19 protein-coding genes are annotated in these 17,935 nt (G+C 32.1%); 12 read left to right on the forward strand and 7 right to left on the reverse strand.

Annotated elements, in window-relative coordinates; translation table 11 throughout:
* Positions 1–29: 29 nt before the first annotated feature.
* On the reverse strand, positions 30–1,106 hold the full coding sequence (locus QO190_RS02720) for a M28 family peptidase (protein ID WP_371461256.1): 1,077 nt from the start codon (positions 1,104–1,106) through the stop codon (positions 30–32).
* A 55-nt stretch (positions 1,107–1,161) separates the two neighbouring features.
* On the opposite strand from QO190_RS02720, the gene QO190_RS02725 reads away from it, so the two are divergent.
* Together QO190_RS02725 and QO190_RS02730 are read left to right on the forward strand one after the other, a co-directional pair.
* Entirely contained in the window at positions 1,162–1,872 is a 711-nt protein-coding gene (locus tag QO190_RS02725) for a DUF4294 domain-containing protein (protein ID WP_371461255.1), read from the forward strand.
* A 1-nt stretch (position 1,873) separates the two neighbouring features.
* The gene (locus tag QO190_RS02730) at positions 1,874–2,665 is read left to right on the forward strand and encodes a S1/P1 nuclease (RefSeq protein WP_371461254.1); all 792 of its coding nucleotides are present in this window, start codon (positions 1,874–1,876) and stop codon (positions 2,663–2,665) included.
* Here the strand turns inward: QO190_RS02730 and QO190_RS02735 are convergent.
* Positions 2,657–3,073 (reverse strand): NUDIX hydrolase, encoded by a 417-nt coding sequence (locus QO190_RS02735; protein WP_371461253.1) that lies wholly within the window; start codon positions 3,071–3,073, stop codon positions 2,657–2,659. The two genes, QO190_RS02730 and QO190_RS02735, sit on opposite strands and share 9 nt — an antisense overlap.
* 35 nt (positions 3,074–3,108) lie before the next feature.
* Entirely contained in the window at positions 3,109–3,792 is a 684-nt protein-coding gene (gene mnmD, locus QO190_RS02740; protein ID WP_371461252.1) for a tRNA (5-methylaminomethyl-2-thiouridine)(34)-methyltransferase MnmD, read from the reverse strand.
* Positions 3,793–3,876: 84 nt separating this feature from the next.
* Here mnmD and QO190_RS02745 point away from each other — a divergent pair, with 84 nt between their 5' ends.
* From QO190_RS02745 to QO190_RS02765, 5 genes are all read left to right on the forward strand, one after another.
* Positions 3,877–4,950 carry a branched-chain amino acid aminotransferase gene (locus tag QO190_RS02745; protein ID WP_371461251.1) on the forward strand — a complete coding sequence of 358 codons (1,074 nt, stop codon included), beginning with the start codon at positions 3,877–3,879 and terminating at the stop codon, positions 4,948–4,950.
* A gap of 90 nt (positions 4,951–5,040) precedes the next feature.
* Positions 5,041–5,550, forward strand: a complete 510-nt coding sequence (locus QO190_RS02750; protein WP_069798427.1) for an FKBP-type peptidyl-prolyl cis-trans isomerase — start codon at positions 5,041–5,043, stop codon at positions 5,548–5,550.
* 78 nt (positions 5,551–5,628) lie between these two features.
* Positions 5,629–6,636, forward strand: a complete 1,008-nt coding sequence (locus QO190_RS02755) for a peptidylprolyl isomerase (RefSeq protein ID WP_371461431.1) — start codon at positions 5,629–5,631, stop codon at positions 6,634–6,636.
* A 140-nt stretch (positions 6,637–6,776) separates the two neighbouring features.
* The gene (locus tag QO190_RS02760; protein WP_371461250.1) at positions 6,777–7,256 is read left to right on the forward strand and encodes an antitoxin Xre/MbcA/ParS toxin-binding domain-containing protein; all 480 of its coding nucleotides are present in this window, start codon (positions 6,777–6,779) and stop codon (positions 7,254–7,256) included.
* A 13-nt stretch (positions 7,257–7,269) separates the two neighbouring features.
* Positions 7,270–7,722, forward strand: coding sequence for an RES family NAD+ phosphorylase (locus QO190_RS02765; protein ID WP_371461249.1), 453 nt, complete (start codon positions 7,270–7,272; stop codon positions 7,720–7,722).
* Between the two features lie 5 nt (positions 7,723–7,727).
* On the opposite strand, the gene QO190_RS02770 is transcribed toward QO190_RS02765, so the two are convergent.
* Positions 7,728–8,564, reverse strand: a complete 837-nt coding sequence (locus QO190_RS02770; RefSeq protein WP_371461248.1) for an ion transporter — start codon at positions 8,562–8,564, stop codon at positions 7,728–7,730.
* Positions 8,565–8,703: 139 nt separating this feature from the next.
* Here QO190_RS02770 and QO190_RS02775 point away from each other — a divergent pair, with 139 nt between their 5' ends.
* The 5 genes from QO190_RS02775 (at position 8,704) to QO190_RS02795 (ending at position 14,488) form a co-directional block, all read left to right on the forward strand.
* A complete protein-coding gene (locus QO190_RS02775; protein WP_371461247.1) occupies positions 8,704–9,801 on the forward strand; it encodes a Nif3-like dinuclear metal center hexameric protein in 1,098 nt (365 codons plus the stop codon).
* A 3-nt stretch (positions 9,802–9,804) separates the two neighbouring features.
* Positions 9,805–10,584 carry a zinc ribbon domain-containing protein gene (locus tag QO190_RS02780; protein WP_371461246.1) on the forward strand — a complete coding sequence of 260 codons (780 nt, stop codon included), beginning with the start codon at positions 9,805–9,807 and terminating at the stop codon, positions 10,582–10,584.
* Between the two features lie 69 nt (positions 10,585–10,653).
* Positions 10,654–11,133: a PH domain-containing protein gene (locus QO190_RS02785; RefSeq protein WP_371461245.1), complete on the forward strand. Its 480-nt coding sequence runs from the start codon at positions 10,654–10,656 to the stop codon at positions 11,131–11,133.
* A gap of 7 nt (positions 11,134–11,140) precedes the next feature.
* Positions 11,141–11,953 carry a 3-deoxy-8-phosphooctulonate synthase gene (kdsA, locus tag QO190_RS02790; protein ID WP_371461243.1) on the forward strand — a complete coding sequence of 271 codons (813 nt, stop codon included), beginning with the start codon at positions 11,141–11,143 and terminating at the stop codon, positions 11,951–11,953.
* Between the two features lie 396 nt (positions 11,954–12,349).
* Complete coding sequence (locus tag QO190_RS02795; protein ID WP_371461430.1) at positions 12,350–14,488, forward strand: TonB-dependent receptor plug domain-containing protein; 2,139 nt, start codon at positions 12,350–12,352, stop codon at positions 14,486–14,488.
* Positions 14,489–14,529: 41 nt separating this feature from the next.
* Here the strand turns inward: QO190_RS02795 and QO190_RS02800 are convergent, their stop codons facing one another.
* The 3 genes from QO190_RS02800 to QO190_RS02810 all read right to left on the reverse strand — a co-directional run bounded on the left by QO190_RS02800 (position 14,530) and on the right by QO190_RS02810 (position 17,846).
* Positions 14,530–15,882 (reverse strand): MATE family efflux transporter, encoded by a 1,353-nt coding sequence (locus QO190_RS02800; RefSeq protein WP_371461242.1) that lies wholly within the window; start codon positions 15,880–15,882, stop codon positions 14,530–14,532.
* Between the two features lie 16 nt (positions 15,883–15,898).
* Positions 15,899–16,729 (reverse strand): twin-arginine translocase subunit TatC, encoded by an 831-nt coding sequence (gene tatC, locus QO190_RS02805; protein ID WP_371461241.1) that lies wholly within the window; start codon positions 16,727–16,729, stop codon positions 15,899–15,901.
* A gap of 157 nt (positions 16,730–16,886) precedes the next feature.
* The gene (locus QO190_RS02810) at positions 16,887–17,846 is read right to left on the reverse strand and encodes an SIS domain-containing protein (RefSeq protein ID WP_213189240.1); all 960 of its coding nucleotides are present in this window, start codon (positions 17,844–17,846) and stop codon (positions 16,887–16,889) included.
* Positions 17,847–17,935 lie beyond the last annotated feature (89 nt).

Here is a 17,935-nt window from a genome sequence, read left to right on the forward strand (position 1 = left end):
TGAAAGCGTGATGTTATCATGAAATTTGGTTAAAAATATTTTAAACTCATGTTTGGTTTTATTTGAAGCAATGTTTCATAAATGAGTTTAATAACATTAGCTACATCTTCTTTGGCAACCATTTCTACCGTAGTGTGCATGTATCTTAATGGTAGAGAAATCAGTGCAGAAGGAACACCTCCGTTAGAAAATGCAAAAGAATCTGTATCCGTTCCTGTTGCTCTGCTTAAAGCGTTTCTCTGGAAAGGAATTTTCTTTTTCTTAGCGGTATCTGTTATTAAATCTCTGATGATGTGATGAACAGATGGTGCATAAGCAATTACAGGTCCGTCTCCACATTTCATGTGACCCTCTTTTTTCTTCTCAATATGTGGAGTAGTGGTGTCATGTGTCACGTCTGTAACGATAGCGATATTTGGCTTTATAGTTTGTGCAATCATCGTTGCTCCATATAAACCAACTTCTTCTTGTACAGAATTGGTAATATATAACCCGAAAGGTAATTTCTTTTTGTTTTCTTTTAAAAGTCTAGCTACTTCGGCAATCATAAATCCGCCCATTCTGTTGTCTAGCGCTCTACAAACGAAATAACGGTCGTTGAGTTCAAAAAATTCATCGGGATAAGTAATCATGCATCCTACATAAATTCCCAGTTTTTCTACCTCTTCTTTAGATATACAACCGCAATCGATGAAAATATTTTCAATTTTCGGAACTGGTTCATGAGGATTTGCGCTTCTGGTATGAATCGCTGGCCAACCGAAAACTCCTTTTACAATGCCTTTTTCTCCGTGGATGTGTACCGTTTTAGAAGGAGCAATCATTTGATCTGAACCTCCGTTTCTAATTACGTAAATCATTCCATCATCAGAAATGTAATTTACGTACCAAGAAATTTCGTCTGCATGAGCTTCTATCACTACTTTGAACTCCGCTTCTGGATTGATGATTCCGTAACAAGTTCCATAGTGGTCTACTCTTATTTCGTCTACATAAGGCTTAATATAATCAGCCCAAATTTTCTGTCCGTTCTGCTCAAAACCAGTTGGCGAAGCAGTGTTCAAATATTTTTCTAAAAATTTTAAAGATTTATTTTCAAATTTCATATAAAGGAACGATTTTTGTGATACTTAAAATTAAATTTTAACTCAGGTAAAAATAATGAAATTTCAGAACATTTTCACCATATTTCTTTTGTTGTTTAGCTTATCATTTCAGGCTCAACAAGATACTATAAAAATAGAATTGAAGGCACTAAAAGATGTTCCAAAAGAAAAACTTCAAAAAGATGATTTTGGGAATGTTTTTTATTACGACGAAAAGCAAAAAGCTAGAATTTACGAAATCAATGGAGAAAAAGTAGTGGTAATGGATGAGTTGCTTCTCATGCAAAGACCACATTTTAATAATCAACTTGACCGTAATTTCTATTATTTCCTCAATAAAAAATTGAATAGAGTTTATCCTTACTTTATTACTGCTTTAGAGCAATACAGAGATATTCAAGACGAACTTTCTAAAATAGATGATGATAGAAAAAGAGCTTACATCAGAAAAAGGCAAGAAGGGCTCGCGAATCAATATGAAACCCAATTAAGGGATTTGACGACTACAGAAGGTAGGATTTTTGCCAAATTAATGCACCGAGCTACAGGAAAAACAGTGTACGAAATCATAAAAGAATTACGTGGAAACTGGAGTGCTTTTTGGTGGAATGTAAAAGGAAATATTGCAGATGTAGACATTAAAGAACCTTATGATCCGCATGCTAATAGACAAGATGCTTTTGTAGAATCTCTTTTGTATTCTAACTGGAATTTAGGATATTTGCAACCTTATGAAGGTTACAGAGATTTTAAAACAAAAAAATAACATGAAATTTTTATTCAAACTATTATTTACGGTAAGTATTTTATATTCTGCAGAAGCATACTCATGGGGAATTATTGGACACAGAACCATTGCAGAAATTGCAGAAAATCACATTTCAAATAAATCTAAGCGTAAACTTAAAAAGATTATCGGTAAACAAAATCTAGCTTATATTGCTAATTGGCCAGATTTTGTGAAATCTGACACGTTGAATACTTATAAAGAAACAGAAGTTTGGCATTATGTGAATGTAAAACCAAACCAGAATTTTACAGAATTTGAGAAATCTTTAAAAGAACTTGATACGCCTAATCTTTACAATCAAATTATTAAGCAAAAAGAAATTATCGCTAACAAAAATTCATCAAAAGATGAAAAAATTGTAGCGCTTAAGTTTTTGGTTCATTTAATGGGAGATTTACACCAACCAATGCACGTAGGAAGAGCAGAAGATTTAGGTGGAAATTTAATCCAATTAACTTTTAATAGAGATCAAACGAATTTACACAGTTTATGGGATACTAAATTGGTAGATTATCAAAGATATTCATATAAAGAGTTTGCTAAAGTGCTAGATTATAAATCTAAAGAGGAAATCCAAAAAATACAAAGCGGAACTCTTGAAAATTGGTTGTTTGATAGTTATACGAAAGCCAATAGAATCTACACGCAGACCAAACCAAATGGCGTTTACAGTTATGATTATAATTATAAATTTTCAGGATTGTTAGAAGAGCAATTATTAACAGGTGGATTGAGATTGGCTAAAGTTTTAGACGAAATACTACAATAATTTTTCTTTCAGTTTCTGAAATACAATTTGATCAATAGGCAATTCTAATGGGTTTTCTTCATGTAAGGAAATCCATTTTATTTTTTCTATGCTTTCATCTAAAATCTGCAATTCGTCAAGGTTTAAAATGTCTACTTTATAATATATAGTAAGCAATTGCTCGTTTTCTCTAAATCTAGAAACCAAAAAATCTTCTTGAGTGTAAAAATGCTCCACTATATTTATTTTAAGGTTAAGTTCTTCTGCAAATTCTCTGTGAAGGCATTCTAAGGTTCCTTCGCCAAATTCTAAACCACCACCTGGTAATTTTACCAGTTTTTGTCCGGCATAACCTTCATCTAGAGCCATTATTTCTTGATTTTCATTAATGTAAATGGCATAAACTCTTATGTTAATTTTATCTATCATGTTTTTTTTTTTAATTTAATTGGCTCTTTTTACTTTTAACTTTGTTCTTTCAAAACGGCATTAATCATTTCGCGTTTTCCTTTTGGGCCTTCTAATTTAGTAACTTCGAAATTAAGTTCCTTCAGAATTCTTCTCACACTTCCTTTTGAAGAATAAGTGGTGAGTAGTCCACCATCTTTCATTTTGCTTTTTACGATTTCAAATAGCGGTTTTTCCCACAAATCTGGTTGAACTTTTGCGCCGAAACAATCATAATACACTAGGTTAATTGCAGGTAAATTTATCTCTTTTATCTTGAAAAAGTCCAAATTGTATTTAGTAAAGAAAAAGTTTGGCAAAATTTCATGTGTTTTATTCCATTCTAATTCATGGAATTTTTGATAAATTTCTTGCGCATTTTCGAATGTAAAATGCTTTGCATAGTTCAATTCTACGATTTCTTCATTATTTACGGGATATTTTTCGATTGTAAAATAGTGAAAAACATGATTTTTGTCATTTTTCAAATATTCATTAATTGTGACTAAAGCATTAAGACCTGTGCCAAAACCCATCTCTAAAATGTTGATTTCGTAATCATAAACATTTTTTAATCCATTTTTGATAAATACATGTTCTGCTTCTTGGATGGCTCCGTTATGAGAATGGTAGTGTTCGTCTAAATCATTGATATACAATGTTTTGCTTCCGTCTAACGTAGTTTTTATTTCTCTTTTCAAAGTATTTTTTGTCAAAAATAAATTAAAATTTTGATATTTAAAAAATTATATTAAATTTGTAGAAACTCAATTAAAATTTTTAAAATGATAATTCAAAAAACTTCAAACTCAAGAATTGGGGAATTTGACCCAGAAAACATTGGATTTGGTACAGCATTTATAGATCATATGATTGTATGTGAGTACGAAAATGGAAAATGGGGTGAAGTCAGGCTTATGCCATATGGTCCGCTACCTTTTACACCAGCAATGATGGGCGTAAATTATGGGCAAGCTTGTTTTGAAGGAATGAAGGCTTACAAAGATAAAGATGGAGAAGTATATCTTTTCCGTCCTGAGAAAAATTTCGAAAGAATTAATAAGTCAGCAAAGCGTCTTGCAATGCCAGAAATCACTGAAGAAATGTTTATCGGTGGGCTTAAAGCATTAGTAGATATGGATAGAAATTGGATTCCTTATGGAGAAGGTAAGGCTCTTTATATTAGACCTTTAATTTTTGCAACGGAAGAAGCTCTAAAAGCAAGAATTGCTAATAAATATATGTTTGCGATTGTAGCAACTCCAGTGCAAAGTTATTACACAGAACCTGTTTCTGTAAAAATTTCAGATTTTTATTCTAGAGCTGCAAGTGGTGGAGTAGGTTCTGCTAAAGCTGCAGGAAATTATGCTGCTTCATTTTATCCAACAAAATTAGCTGCAGAAGAAGGTTATGAGCAAATCATCTGGACAGATGATGCTACTCACAAATATTTTGAAGAAAGTGGTACAATGAACGTTTTTGTAAGAATAAACGATACAATTTATACACCGCCAACTTCTGAGAAAATTCTAGATGGAGTTACTAGAGATAGTTTCCTTCAATTAGCAAAACATAGAGGAATTGATGTAAAAGTAGAGCCGGTAGAAGTAGCTAAAGTTCTAGAAGCGCATTCAAAAGGTGAGTTAATTGAAGTTTGGGGAGTAGGAACTGCTGTAGTAACTAGCGTTTTCAAGGCTCTTGGTTATAAAGACCAAAAATTAACTTTACCAGAGCTTTCAGAAGAAGAAAGTTTCGCGTTAACTCTTAAAAAAGCATTGGTGGATATTCAAACCAATAAAGCTGATGATCCTTTTGGGTGGAGAGTGAAAGTAGAAAAGCATATTTTAGAAACTGCTTAGAAATAAGACTTTAAATATTTTAAACCGAGGAAATCTTTTCTCGGTTTTTTCGTTGTTATTTATTGAGTAATTAGTATTTTCGCAGTCAATATGAAAAAGGTAGTTTTCATTTCATTATTATCACTTTTGTCTTGTGTTAAAAATTCGCCAGCTCATCCTCCAGTTGGTGGTGTTTTGTCGCAAGAAGACTTAAATGTGTCTAAAAATAGAGCAAAAAATCTCAATTTATTAGAAAGAAAACAAATTCAAGATTGGATAAATCAACAAGATAAAAAATTCTATTCTACAGGACTAAATTATTGGACGGATATTAGTGATTCTGAATCTAGAACTAAGAAAAAAGATGGTGAATTGGTTTCGTATGAATATGATTTATATGATTTTAATCAAGAAAAACTATATGAAAAGCCTAATCAAAATATAGATGCTCCATTAGGAAAATTTGAAGAGTTGAAAGCAGTAGAAGATGCGGTACGTTATATGAAAAAAGGGGAACAAGCTACACTTTTGGTACCTTCAGTTCTGGCTTTTGGGACGTACGGTGATGATGAAAAAATTCCAAATGACATGCCTTTAATCATTAAAATTAAAATTTTGTAAATCCATAAAATGAAAAAAATATTTTTATTAACTATTGCAATTATTACTTTAATTAATTGTACTCCAATTTATAAAAAAATGAATATAGACAAAGATTTTTACAACGGTCTTCAAGACGGTGTTTACGCTAAAATGGAAACTTCTAAAGGTGAATTGATTATCCAATTTTTTGATCAAGAGGCGCCCGTTACAGTAGCTAATTTCGTAGGTCTTGCACAAGGAACTATTGAAAATAAAGCAAAAGCAAAAGGAGTTCCTTATTATGATGGAATTGTTTTTCACAGAGTGATTAAAAACTTTATGATTCAAGGAGGTGATCCTCAAGGAACAGGAATGGGAGATCCTGGTTATAAGTTTGATGATGAGAAAAACGACCTAAAACACGAAGGAAAAGGATATCTTTCTATGGCAAATTCTGGACCTAATACGAATGGTTCTCAGTTTTTCATTACAGAAGTTCCTACACCTTGGTTAGACGGAAGACACACTATTTTTGGTAAAGTAATTAAAGGAGAAGATGTAATTGACGCAATTGCTAATTCTGAAACTGGTGCTCAAGACAGACCAAAAGAAGAGATTAAAATTGTAAAAGTGACTGTTTTCACTAAAGGTGATGATTACGAAAAATATGATGCTGCTAAAATCTTCAACGAAGGGAAGGCAAAAATCCAAGAAAACAATAAAGCTTACATCGCTAAACAAGAAGCAGAAGCTGCTAAAAAATTAGAAGATTTAAAAGCTGGAATGACTGCAACAGCTTCTGGTTTAATGTATAAAATCACAAAATCTAATCCAGAAGGTAAAGCTCCAAAAGCTGGAGACATGGTTTCTGTACACTACGCTGGTAAATTAACAAACGGACAAGAGTTTGATAATTCTTTCAAAAGAGGTGAGCCTATCGAAATTCCAATCGGAGTTGGTCAAGTAATCAAAGGTTGGGATGAAGGAATCCAACTTCTCAAAGAAGGAGAAGCGGCTACTTTGTTAATTCCATCTGAATTAGGTTACGGAACAAGAGGAGCAGGAGGTGTAATTCCACCAAATGCTTGGTTGATCTTCGATGTAGAATTGGTGAAAGTAAAATAATATTACTTCCAATATATTTAAGAAAAACGCGCTATTTAGCGCGTTTTTTTATTTTCTATTTTAACTATTATTGAAAAAAAAATAGACAAAAGTCTTTTTATTTTAGACAAAAGTCCTATATTTGTATAAATATTTATGAGATGAAAAAGAATAAACTTTATAAACAAGAAGAAAAAGAAGTGCAACTTGTACAAGAAACCACCGCTTTTTATGGTACTTCAGTAGGTTTTACTTCTATTGATGACAGAAGCGTCTTTGCTATTATAGATTCTATTAATAAAGGTATTTCTTTTACTGCTTTTGAAAATATTATAAAAAAATACAGCTTTACGCTCCAAAATTGGGCGGAGTTTTTACATATTTCTAATAAAACCTTATCACGCTACCAAAAAGAATCAAAAACTTTTGATGCTTTGCAATCAGAGCGTATTATGCAAATTGAAATTTTACACAGTAAAGGAGAAGAAGTTTTTGGCAGTAGAGAGAATTTTTCTACTTGGCTAGAAACAGAAAACCTTGCTCTAGGAAACATTATACCAAGGGATTTACTTAAAAATTCTTTTGGCATAAATTTATTAATGGATGAATTAGTTAGAATTGAGCATGGTGTTTTAGCATAAGATAGATACAGAAATGATTGTTTTTAGACTTTCAAAAGCACAATTTGCCAATGATTTATCTGGAAAAGGAGCTGAATTGGTTGGTGGAAGGTGGAATAGCAGAGGAAATGCTATGCTGTATACTTCTCAAAGTATTGCGCTTTGCGTTACAGAAATTGCAGTTCACGTTCCGCTAGGAATTTTACCAAAAGATTATCAATTGGTAAATATTGAAATTCCTGATGAAGATTTTTTAGAATTGAAAAGATTACCAAAAGATTGGCAAACATTTCCGCACTCTAATTCTACTCAAATGTTAGGAGATAAATTTCTGAAAGAGCAGAAATTTTTGGTACTGAAAGTTCCTTCTGCTACGGTTCAAGGTGAATTTAATTATTTGATAAATCCGAGACATAAAAATTTTAATCAAATTAAAATTTTGAAAATAGAAAGTTTTAGTTTTGATGAAAGGCTATTTAGAAGATGATAAGTTTATTTTAATTCCATAAGTTTTTCGCCACAAGTCTTGCAATATCTTGCATCTTCATCATTTTCACTATTTCCACATCTGTCGCAAAGTCTGGTTTTAGTCATTTTTCTTCTCATTTCAGAGGTTACAATTCCTGTAGGAACCGCAATGATGCTATAACCACATAACATTAAAATGACGGATAAAAATTTTCCTAAAGGAGTAACTGGAGAAATATCACCATAACCCACTGTAGTAATCGTTACAACTGCCCAATAAATAGACGTAGGAATGTCTATAAATCCGTTATTTCCGTTTTCTATAACAAACATCAGTGAACCAATAATGGTTACTAAAATCATTATGAAAAGAAGGAAAATATAAATTTTTCTAGAGCTGTTTTTTAGTGCTTGAACAATGTATTGACCGTCATTCATGTAATCTAATAAATTGAGAACTCTAAAAATTCTTAGCATTCTCAAGAGTCTAATCATAGAAAGAAACTTGGTGAATGGGAAAAATAAACTCAAGAAAAACGGAAGAAGTGATAAAAAATCTATAATGCCTAAAAAACTGAAAATATAATCTTTCTTGTTTTTAACCACAGAAATTCTCAGAATATATTCTATCGTAAAAGCAATGGTAATGAGCCATTCTAAGCTTACCAAAAGAGAATGATAATGTTCGTCTACTTTTTGAACACTTTCCATCATAACAATGAAAGTGCTCAGGATAATCATCAAAAGAAGCAATAAGTCAAAAATCTTTCCTGATGGAGTATCAGAAAAATAGATAATCCTGAAAATTTTCTTTTTCCAAGGAGTATCTTCTGCAATTAAATTATGTTCTCTTTTTTGCATTTTTAGAAAATTAAGTGTTTTGTGGCATTTTAGCTTCTTCTTGTCAAAAATAAGAGAAATATTTAGATTTCAAGAAGATAAAAGTAAGAATGAAATTGTATTTTTGTAAAACTTAATTTTTCAGAAATATTATTTGAAAATGATTTTAAAAGAATTTACTTCAGAATTAGATAAACTATTTTCGCTGAAACAAGCTGAAGATTTTGATAATGTAGGTTTGCTTTGTGGGAATCCTGCCAGAGAAGTTTCGGGAGTTTTGGTTTGTCATGATGCGCTAGAAAACGTTGTAGATGAGGCTGTTGCGAAGAATTGTAACGTGATTGTAACGTTTCACCCAATTATTTTTTCTGGGTTAAAATCCATCACTGGCAAAAACTATGTAGAACGCGCAGTTCTAAAAGCCATCGAAAATAAAATTGCGATTTATGCGATTCACACAGCTTTTGATAATGATTATTTCGGCGTGAATTATAGAATCTGCAATGAATTAGGCTTGAAAAATCAAAAAATTCTGATGCCAAAGTCAGAAAATCTTCTGCAATTGGTAGTTTATGTTCCGTCTGATTATTCAGAGAAGGTGAAAAATGCTTTATTTGAAGCAGGTGCAGGAAGTATTGGTTTCTATGATGAATGCAGTTTTTCGGTGAAAGGAAATGGAACTTTCAGACCGATTGAAGGTTCTAATCCATTTTTGGGAACTTATAATGTGAGAGAAATTGCTGATGAAGAAATGATTTCTGTGATTTTTGAAGGTTTCAAAAAGAATCAGATTTTGTCTGCGATGAAATCTACGCATCCTTATGAAGAAGTGGCGTATCAACTTTACGCTTTAGAGAATGATAATCAATACGTTGGCTTAGGAAGATACGGAGAATTAGAACAAGAAATGGAAGAAAAAGATTTCTTAAAATTCGTGAAAGAAAAATTCAATTTAGAAGTGATTCGTCATTCTGAGTTTTTGAATAAAAAAATCAAAAAAGTAGGCGTTTTAGGTGGAAGTGGAGCCAGTGGAATTTCGGCAGCAAAAGCTTATGGATGTGATGCTTACTTAACGGGAGATGTAAAATACCATGATTTTTTCCAAAGCGAAAACCAAATGCTCATCTGTGATATAGGACATTTCGAGTCTGAACAATTTGTTACTGAGCAATTAGTTGAGATTTTGTCGGAAAAATTTCCTACATTTGCATTCTCAAAATCCACAGAAAAAACCAACCCTGTAAATTATTTCTTTTAAGATATGGCAAAAAAAACTGTAGAAATTTCAGTAGAAGAAAAATTAAGAGCCCTTTATGATTTACAAATCATAGACTCTAGATTAGACGAAATCCGCAATACAAGAGGTGAATTACCAATTGAGGTAGAAGATTTAGAAATCGAAATCGAAGGTCTTAACAAGAGAGCACAAAAATTCGAAAACGAAATTAAAGACTTAAATGATGACATTAATAACAAAAAAGAAGTTATTAATCATTCTAAATCTTTGATGGAGAAATATAAATCTCAACAAGACAACGTAAGAAATAATAAAGAATTCGAAGCGCTTGCTAAAGAAATAGAATTTCAGGATTTAGAAGTTCAGTTGGCTGAAAAGAAAATCAAAGAATTTACTGCAAAAATCGCTCACAAAAATGAACTTTTAGATGAGTTGAAAGGTAAAATCGGAGAGCTAGAAAGTCACTTAAACTTCAAGAGAAACGAACTTGATTCTTTAATTTCTGAAACTCAAAAAGAAGAAGATTATTTATTAGAAAAATCTAAAGAATTTGCAGAAAAAATAGACGAAAGACTATTAGCTTCTTACAAAAGAATTAGAAATAATTCTGGAAACGGATTAGCAGTAGTAGGTCTAGAAAGAGGTGCGCCAAAAGGTTCATTCTTTACCATTCCGCCACAGAAACAAATGGAAATCGCTCAGCGTAAGAAAATTATCATTGATGAGCATTCTGGTAAAATCTTGGTAGACGATGAGTTGGTAATGGAAGAGAACGAAAAAATGGCTTCTATCATTAAATTCTAAAAATGTTAAATCAATATAAATTCCGTTCTTTTTGAGCGGAATTTTTTATTTTTGCCTAAAGCTAATGATATGAAAGAATTTGCGAATGCCAAAATGGATAAATGGACGTTATTTTACACCATTTTATACATTTTTTTCTCTATTGGAATGGTGACTTTCATGTTCGAAACAGAAGAATCTAAATTCCCAATAATTTTGATTGGCAGTATTCTTTCAGGAGCTTTTATTTTTACTTATTTCATGATTCCCAAAATCAGTTTGAGTGAAAATGCAATACATGTAAAAAATGCTTTTGTTAATTTTAAAATTTCAATTCAAGATATTTCTTATGTTGAAAAAGTAGAAAAACTGGGATTAAACATCAGAACATTTGGAGCAGGAGGCGTTTTTGGTTATTTTGGCTATTTTAATGGCAATGATGTTTGGTACGTAACCAATATTTATAAAAAAGTTAAAATCACCATGAAATCTGGGAAAATCTATATGCTTTCACCAGAAAATACAGAAGATTTTATTCAACAAATCACAAACCTAAAATCTAAAATTTAAAGTTATAATGATACAATTACTTGATAAAATTCATCACAAAGATTCTAAAAATTTCTTCTTAATTGCTGGTCCTTGCGCTATTGAAGGCGAAGATATGGCATTTGAAATTGCCGAAAAAATTGTAAAACTTTCAGATAAATATAAGATTCCTTACATTTTCAAAGGAAGTTTTAAAAAAGCCAACAGAAGCAGAGTCGACAGTTTCACAGGAATTGGAGATGAAAAAGCTTTAGAAATCATCAAAAAAGTAGGAGAATATTTTAATATTCCTACTACTACAGATATTCACGAAAACGCTCATGCAGAACTCGCGGCTTCTTATGGTGTAGATGTGTTGCAGATTCCTGCGTTTTTGGTTCGTCAGACAGATTTAGTAGTGGCTGCAGCAAAAACAGGGAAAGCCGTGACATTGAAAAAAGGACAGTTTCTTTCGCCAGAATCTATGAAATTTGCGGTACAAAAAGTATTAGATTCAGGAAATGACAAAGTGGCGATTATTGAGAGAGGGAATTCTTTCGGATATACAGATTTGGTAGTAGATTTCAGAGGAATTCCGACCATGCAACATTATGCACCAGTGATTTTAGACGTTACACATTCTCTTCAACAACCGAACCAAAATTCAGGAGTAACAGGAGGAAGACCAGAACTCATAGAAACCATTGCCAAAGCTGGAATTGCAGTAGGAACAGACGGAATTTTCATCGAAACACATCCAGATCCTTCTTGTGCAAAATCAGACGGTGCAAATATGCTAAAACTGGATTTGCTCGATGATTTATTAGGAAAATTAACCAGAGTAAGAGAAGCAATCTTATAATATTGAACCAAGCATTTTTGCTTGGTTTTTTCTTTCGAAAAACACAAAAAATTACTAAAATTTACCATTGAAATAATTCTTTATCAATTTGATTAAATTTTATAAATTTATCCTTTAAAATATAACCTTTTGAAAAAGCTCATATTATTCTTAGTTCTTACATTTCCAGTCTTTATTTTTTCTCAAATTAATTTGAAAATTTTAGACGATAACGGAAGTCCACTTTCTGATGTAAAAGTCACTTATAACAATCAAAACTTTACCACAAATGCGCAAGGTTTTGCTAAAATTCCTGTAGCTGAAACAGAACAAGTATTGACGGCAGAAAAGGAATCTTATGTTTCTTTTACCAAGAAAATCAATCCTAAATTAAGATACCAAAACTTAAATGTTTTGATGGTGCTTTCCATTAAAACCAAAGAAATTCAAGAAATTACCTTCCGTGGAAGAGGAAAACCAAAGAATACCGACCTTACTTCTCTTGAAATTTCTGCAAAACAAGCTCAGATTGTAGCTTCGCTTTCTGGTGGCGTAGAAGGTTTGATTAAGTCTTTGCCTTCGGTAAATTCTAATGCAGAATTGTCTTCGCAATACATGGTAAGAGGTGGTAATTATGATGAAAATTTAATTTACATCAATGATATTGAGATTTACAGACCATTTCTTGTGAGAAACTCTTTGCAAGAAGGAATGAGCATCATTAATCCAGATATGGTTTCTATGATTAACTTTTCTGCAGGTGGTTTCGAAGCGAAATATGGCGATAAAATGAGTTCTGCGCTTAATATTTATTACAGACAACCTTCTAAAACCGAAATCTCAGGTGAGGCAAGTCTTATTGGCGGAAGATTGTCATTAGGTTTAGCTTCTAAGAATAAGAAATTATCTGCTTTATTCTCAGGAAGATACAGAAACACCAATTTGGTTCTGAATACGTTAAATGAAGATACAGATTTTAATCCTCAATATTTTGATTTTCAATCGTATATCAATTATTACATCAATGATAAATGGTCGATTTCATTTTTAGGATATTGGTCGAAAAATGACTACGAAATGATTCCAAACTACAAAGAAGTAGATTTTGGAACCGTGCAACAACCGATAAAATTATTGGTAGGTTATGAAGGAAAAGAAGATGATTCTTATAAAAACATGATGGGAACTGCTTCTATCACGTATAAACCAAGCAAAAAATTAAGTGTTACGCTAGATAATTTTGCTTACCAAAACAGAGAAAGAGAATATTATACCATTGCTTCAGGTTATTTATTGCAAACCTTTGATCCTGTGACTGGAGACCCGAATTCTAGTTATGATGCAGGCGGACAAATAGATCATGCAAGAAATGATTTATTAGCAAGAACGTATGGAAGTCAATTAAGACTTAAATTTTCTCCAAATGCCAATACTGATATAGAAGTAGGTGCAAAATTCGAGAAAGAAATGCTTAAAGACCTTACGAATGAATGGCAATTGGTAGATTCTTTAGGTTACAGCACACCGAGAACTTATTTGAATCCTGGAGTTTTAGACGCATCTGATTTAAAATTGAAATACAATATTTCTGGAAATAACGAAATCAACCCTACGAGAATTTCTGGTTACGCACAATTTTCTAAAAAATTATATTGGGGAGAAAACAGAGTGTTCATCAATGGTGGAGTAAGAGCGCAACAATGGAGTTTTAACAAAGAAACTTTAATTTCACCACGAGCACAATTTGCGATAAAACCAGATTGGGATGCAGATATGCTTTTCAGAATTTCGGGAGGAGTTTATTATCAAGCGCCTTATTACAAAGAAATCAAAGATTTAGACGGAACATTTAATGAAAATATTAAAGCTCAAAAATCAATTCAACTTATTTTAGCAAATGATTATGAGTTCAAAATGGTTGACAGACCATTTAAATTGACCACAGAATTGTATTACAAAAAAATGAATGATTTAATTCCGTATTATATTGATAATGTTAGAATTAGATATTCAGGAAAAAATAATTCCGAAGGTTATGCTTATGGAGTTGATACCAGATTGTTCGGTGAATTTGTTCCCGGTGTAGATTCTTGGATTTCTGTAAGTTATGCCAGAGCAAAAGAAAACATTGATGGAAGAGGCTATATTGCAAGACCAACTGACCAAAGATTTAGATTTTCGATGTTTTATCAAGATTACATGCCGAAATTTCCAAGCATGAAAGTTAATCTTACGTTATTATTTGCAAGCGGTTTACCAAATGGAGCTTCATTATTTGCAGACCCTTATGAATACACCAAAACTTTACCTTCTTACAAACGAGTAGACATTGGTTTAGAAAAAGTTTTCATTGACCAAAAAGACAACAAAGCAACAGGTGATTTCTGGAGAAAATGTAAAGAGTTATCATTAGGTGTACAAATTTTCAATGCTTTCAATATTAATAATACTATTGCTAATCAATGGATTACTGATGTTAATTCAAGTTATATTTATCCAGTTCCTGTAAGATTAACTGGTAGATTTTTTAATGTTAGGTTAAACTTTAAGTTTTAATAAAAAGAAAGTCTTGAATGTTCTTCAAGACTTTTTTATTTTTAGTTAGATTGAGCTTTAATTCTTTTCTCCGAAAGATTTCTAAATCTTATCACCAAAAGCACCGCAGAAATGGTAAGTCCAATTCCCAGAGCTATCCACATTCCGAAAGCACCCATTTTCATAGGAACCGTAAGATAATAACCTAATGGAATGGTAATCACCCAATAAGCGATAAAGGTAAGAATAGAAGGAATTTTCACGTCTTGTATTCCTCTAAGACAACCAAGTGCAGTCACCTGAATTCCGTCTGATAATTGAAATAATGCTGCAATAATCATCAATTGAGACGCTAATTCTACTACAGCAATGTCTTCTTTTTTGGTAAAAAATGTTGGTAAAACATCTTTTCCAAGAATAAAAACCAATCCGCACATAAGCATAAAGATAAAAGCGATTTTCAGGTTGTTAAAACCAACTTTTTCTAGATTAACAAAGTCTTTTTCGCCTAATTTTCTTCCAATCATTACCGTAGAAGCTACACTGAATCCAACACAAAGATTAAAAGTGAAACTCGCCATAGAAAGGGCAATTTGATGGGCTGCAATGTCTTTTGCAGAAATCAATCCGCAGATAAAAGCTGCACCAGCAAAAGCTGTTACCTCAAAAAATAATTGCAATGCAGTAGGAAAGCCCAATCTGATTAGTTTTTCGAACATTTCTTTGGAGAAATCCTTTATTTTCAGAGAAAAATCTTTGATGTATCTTCTCGTTTTTTCTTCTTTAATCAATACATAATATAAGAAAACCATCATGGCAACTCTTGCAATAAAAGTAGCCCAAGCTGAACCAGCAACTCCCATTTTAAAATGCTCTATAAACACATAATTGAGGATAACATTGATAATATTTGCAAAAATGGTCGCTTTGGTTACTCCAATTGTAAAAGAAAGTCCTTCTGAAACTTCTCTCATCGTTTGAAAAATCATAAATGGAATGATACTCAAGGTCACGATGGAAAGAAAGGTAATAGTATCGGGTAAAATTTCTTTTGGCTGATTCAAATAAGGCATAAGTGGAATGATTCCAAATATCAAAAGCATTAAAACAAAAGCCAAAATGATATTCACCACAAATCCGTGTCGGAAAATGCTGTTAATTCTGTTGTGATCATGTTGAGAATGCGCTTCGGAAACCAATGGTGGAATCGCCAGTGAAAAACCTAATCCAAAGATAAAAATAGAGAAAAACATAGCGTTTCCAAGAGAAACTGCTGCCAATGCTTTTGCGCCTAGAAGTTTTCCTACAATAATGTTATCAAACAAGTTTACAGAAACTTGCCCTACTTGTGTAAGCATTACTGGGAGCGCAAGTTTTAAGGTTTCTTGCGTAAACTGTTTATTGAGAAATTTCATTTGTTAATTTTAATGGTTAAGACTTTCTTTTGGCTAATTCTTTTTGTTCTGCTTTTTGACTTTTTTTGTAAACATAAATGCTCATCAATACACTGAATTCATACAAAACCAAAAGCGGAAATGCTGCAGCCAACATACTGAAAACATCTGCCGGAGTTACAATTGCGGCAACTACCATAATAACTACAATCGCGTGTCTTCTGTACGTTTTTAAAAATACAGGCGTCAAAATTCCTATCGTTGTCAAAAAATAAACGACTACTGGAAATAAGAAAACCAATCCCATTCCTAAAACCACTTGCAGGAATAGAGTAGTGTAATCTGACAAATCAAATAATTGCGTGATAGAATCTGAAATGGTAAACAACATTCCAAAATTGATTGCTAATGGAAGGATAAGATAATAACCAACTAAAGCTCCTATTAGAAATAAAATCCAAACAAAATTAATAACAAAAGAAGAATTTTTTCTTTCATTAGGATGAAGTGCTGGACTGATGAATCTCCACAATTCCCAAATAATATAAGGAAGTGCTAAAACCATTCCTCCGAAAATAGAAACAGACATCATTACATCAAATTGTTGCAATAATTTTTTCTGTTGAACTTGAAACGTATCTGGCAAAACGAAACTTTCGTGACCAAAAAATTCTTGAGAATAATGATTAATCACTCTAAAAGTAATAAAATCATTTTTAGTAGGTGCAAAAAACACATGATCCATAATCCAGTTAATATTGAAACCTACAATTAAAGCTCCAATAATAATTGCGATAATACAACGAATAAGATGCGATCTTAGTTCACCTATGTGTCCTAAAAAGGACATTTCTTTCTCTTCTGCCATATATTTTAGTTCCGAATTTTCGGGTTTAATTTTTTATTATTTAAACTTACAGTTTAATTCTTTCTTGTACGAAATGTTTTAGTTCTTGACTCTTGGCTCTTGATTCTAGATTCTAGATTCTTGGCTCTTGGCTCTTGGCTCTTGATTATTGTTTCTTCTAATTTATCCCTTCATCCAACAATCTATGTAAATCGATAATTCCGAAATAATTTCCGTTATCAGTTACAATCAATTGACCAATATTATTTTGTTTCAAAACGGTCATCGCTTCTTTTGCAAGTGCATTTTTGTCAACCGTTTTTGGGTTTGCAGACATTAAATCTTTTGCTAAAATTCCGGTAAGATTTTCAGTTTTTAGAAGCATTCTTCTTAAATCTCCATCGGTAATTACACCAACTATTTTTTCTTGGTCTGTTACCACTGTTATTCCATGCTTAGAACTTGAAATTGAAAAAATTACATCTTTTATACTAGAATTTACTTCAACTAAAGGTCTCTGTTCAGAAACGAATTGTTCTACTCTTGCCGTTAAGTTTTTCCCTAAACTTCCACCTGGGTGAAACTTGGCAAAATCTTGGTCTTTAAAATTATTGAGTTCCATTAAACAAACTGCTAAAGCATCACCAATTGCCATTTGAACCGTAGTAGAACTTGTTGGCGCTAATTTATTAGGACAAGCTTCCACTTTTACCGAAGAATCTAAAACCACATCAGAAGCTTCTGCCAATTTAGATTTTACATTTCCTGTCATCCCGATGAATGCCGAAGAATAATCTTTCAAAAATGGCAATAAATACACTACTTCTGGCGAATTTCCAGAGTTAGAGATGCAAAGCACCACGTCATTTTTTTGTATCACGCCTAAATCTCCGTGAATTGCTTCCGCAGCGTGTAAAAACTGAGAAGGAGTACCTGTAGAATTTAAAGTTGCTACAATTTTGTTTCCTACGTGTGCAGATTTACCGATGCCTACTACAATCAGTTTTCCTGTAGAATTATTGATGATGTTTACGGCTTTTTCGAATTGTTCATTAATTCTATTTTTAAGCGATTCTAGCTCAGTAACTTCTACTGCAATAGCGTTTTTGGCAAGGCTAATAATGTCTATTTTTTCCAAAATACAATTTCTTAGATTTATTTATTTTTCAGAAGACAAAAATTAAGATTTTTAAAATTTTTAAAAATTTTCAAATCTCATTAAAAAGT

This window comes from Cloacibacterium sp. Arc13, assembly GCF_041431305.1.
In the GTDB taxonomy this organism is placed as follows: Bacteria; Bacteroidota; Bacteroidia; order Flavobacteriales; family Weeksellaceae; genus Cloacibacterium; species Cloacibacterium caeni_B.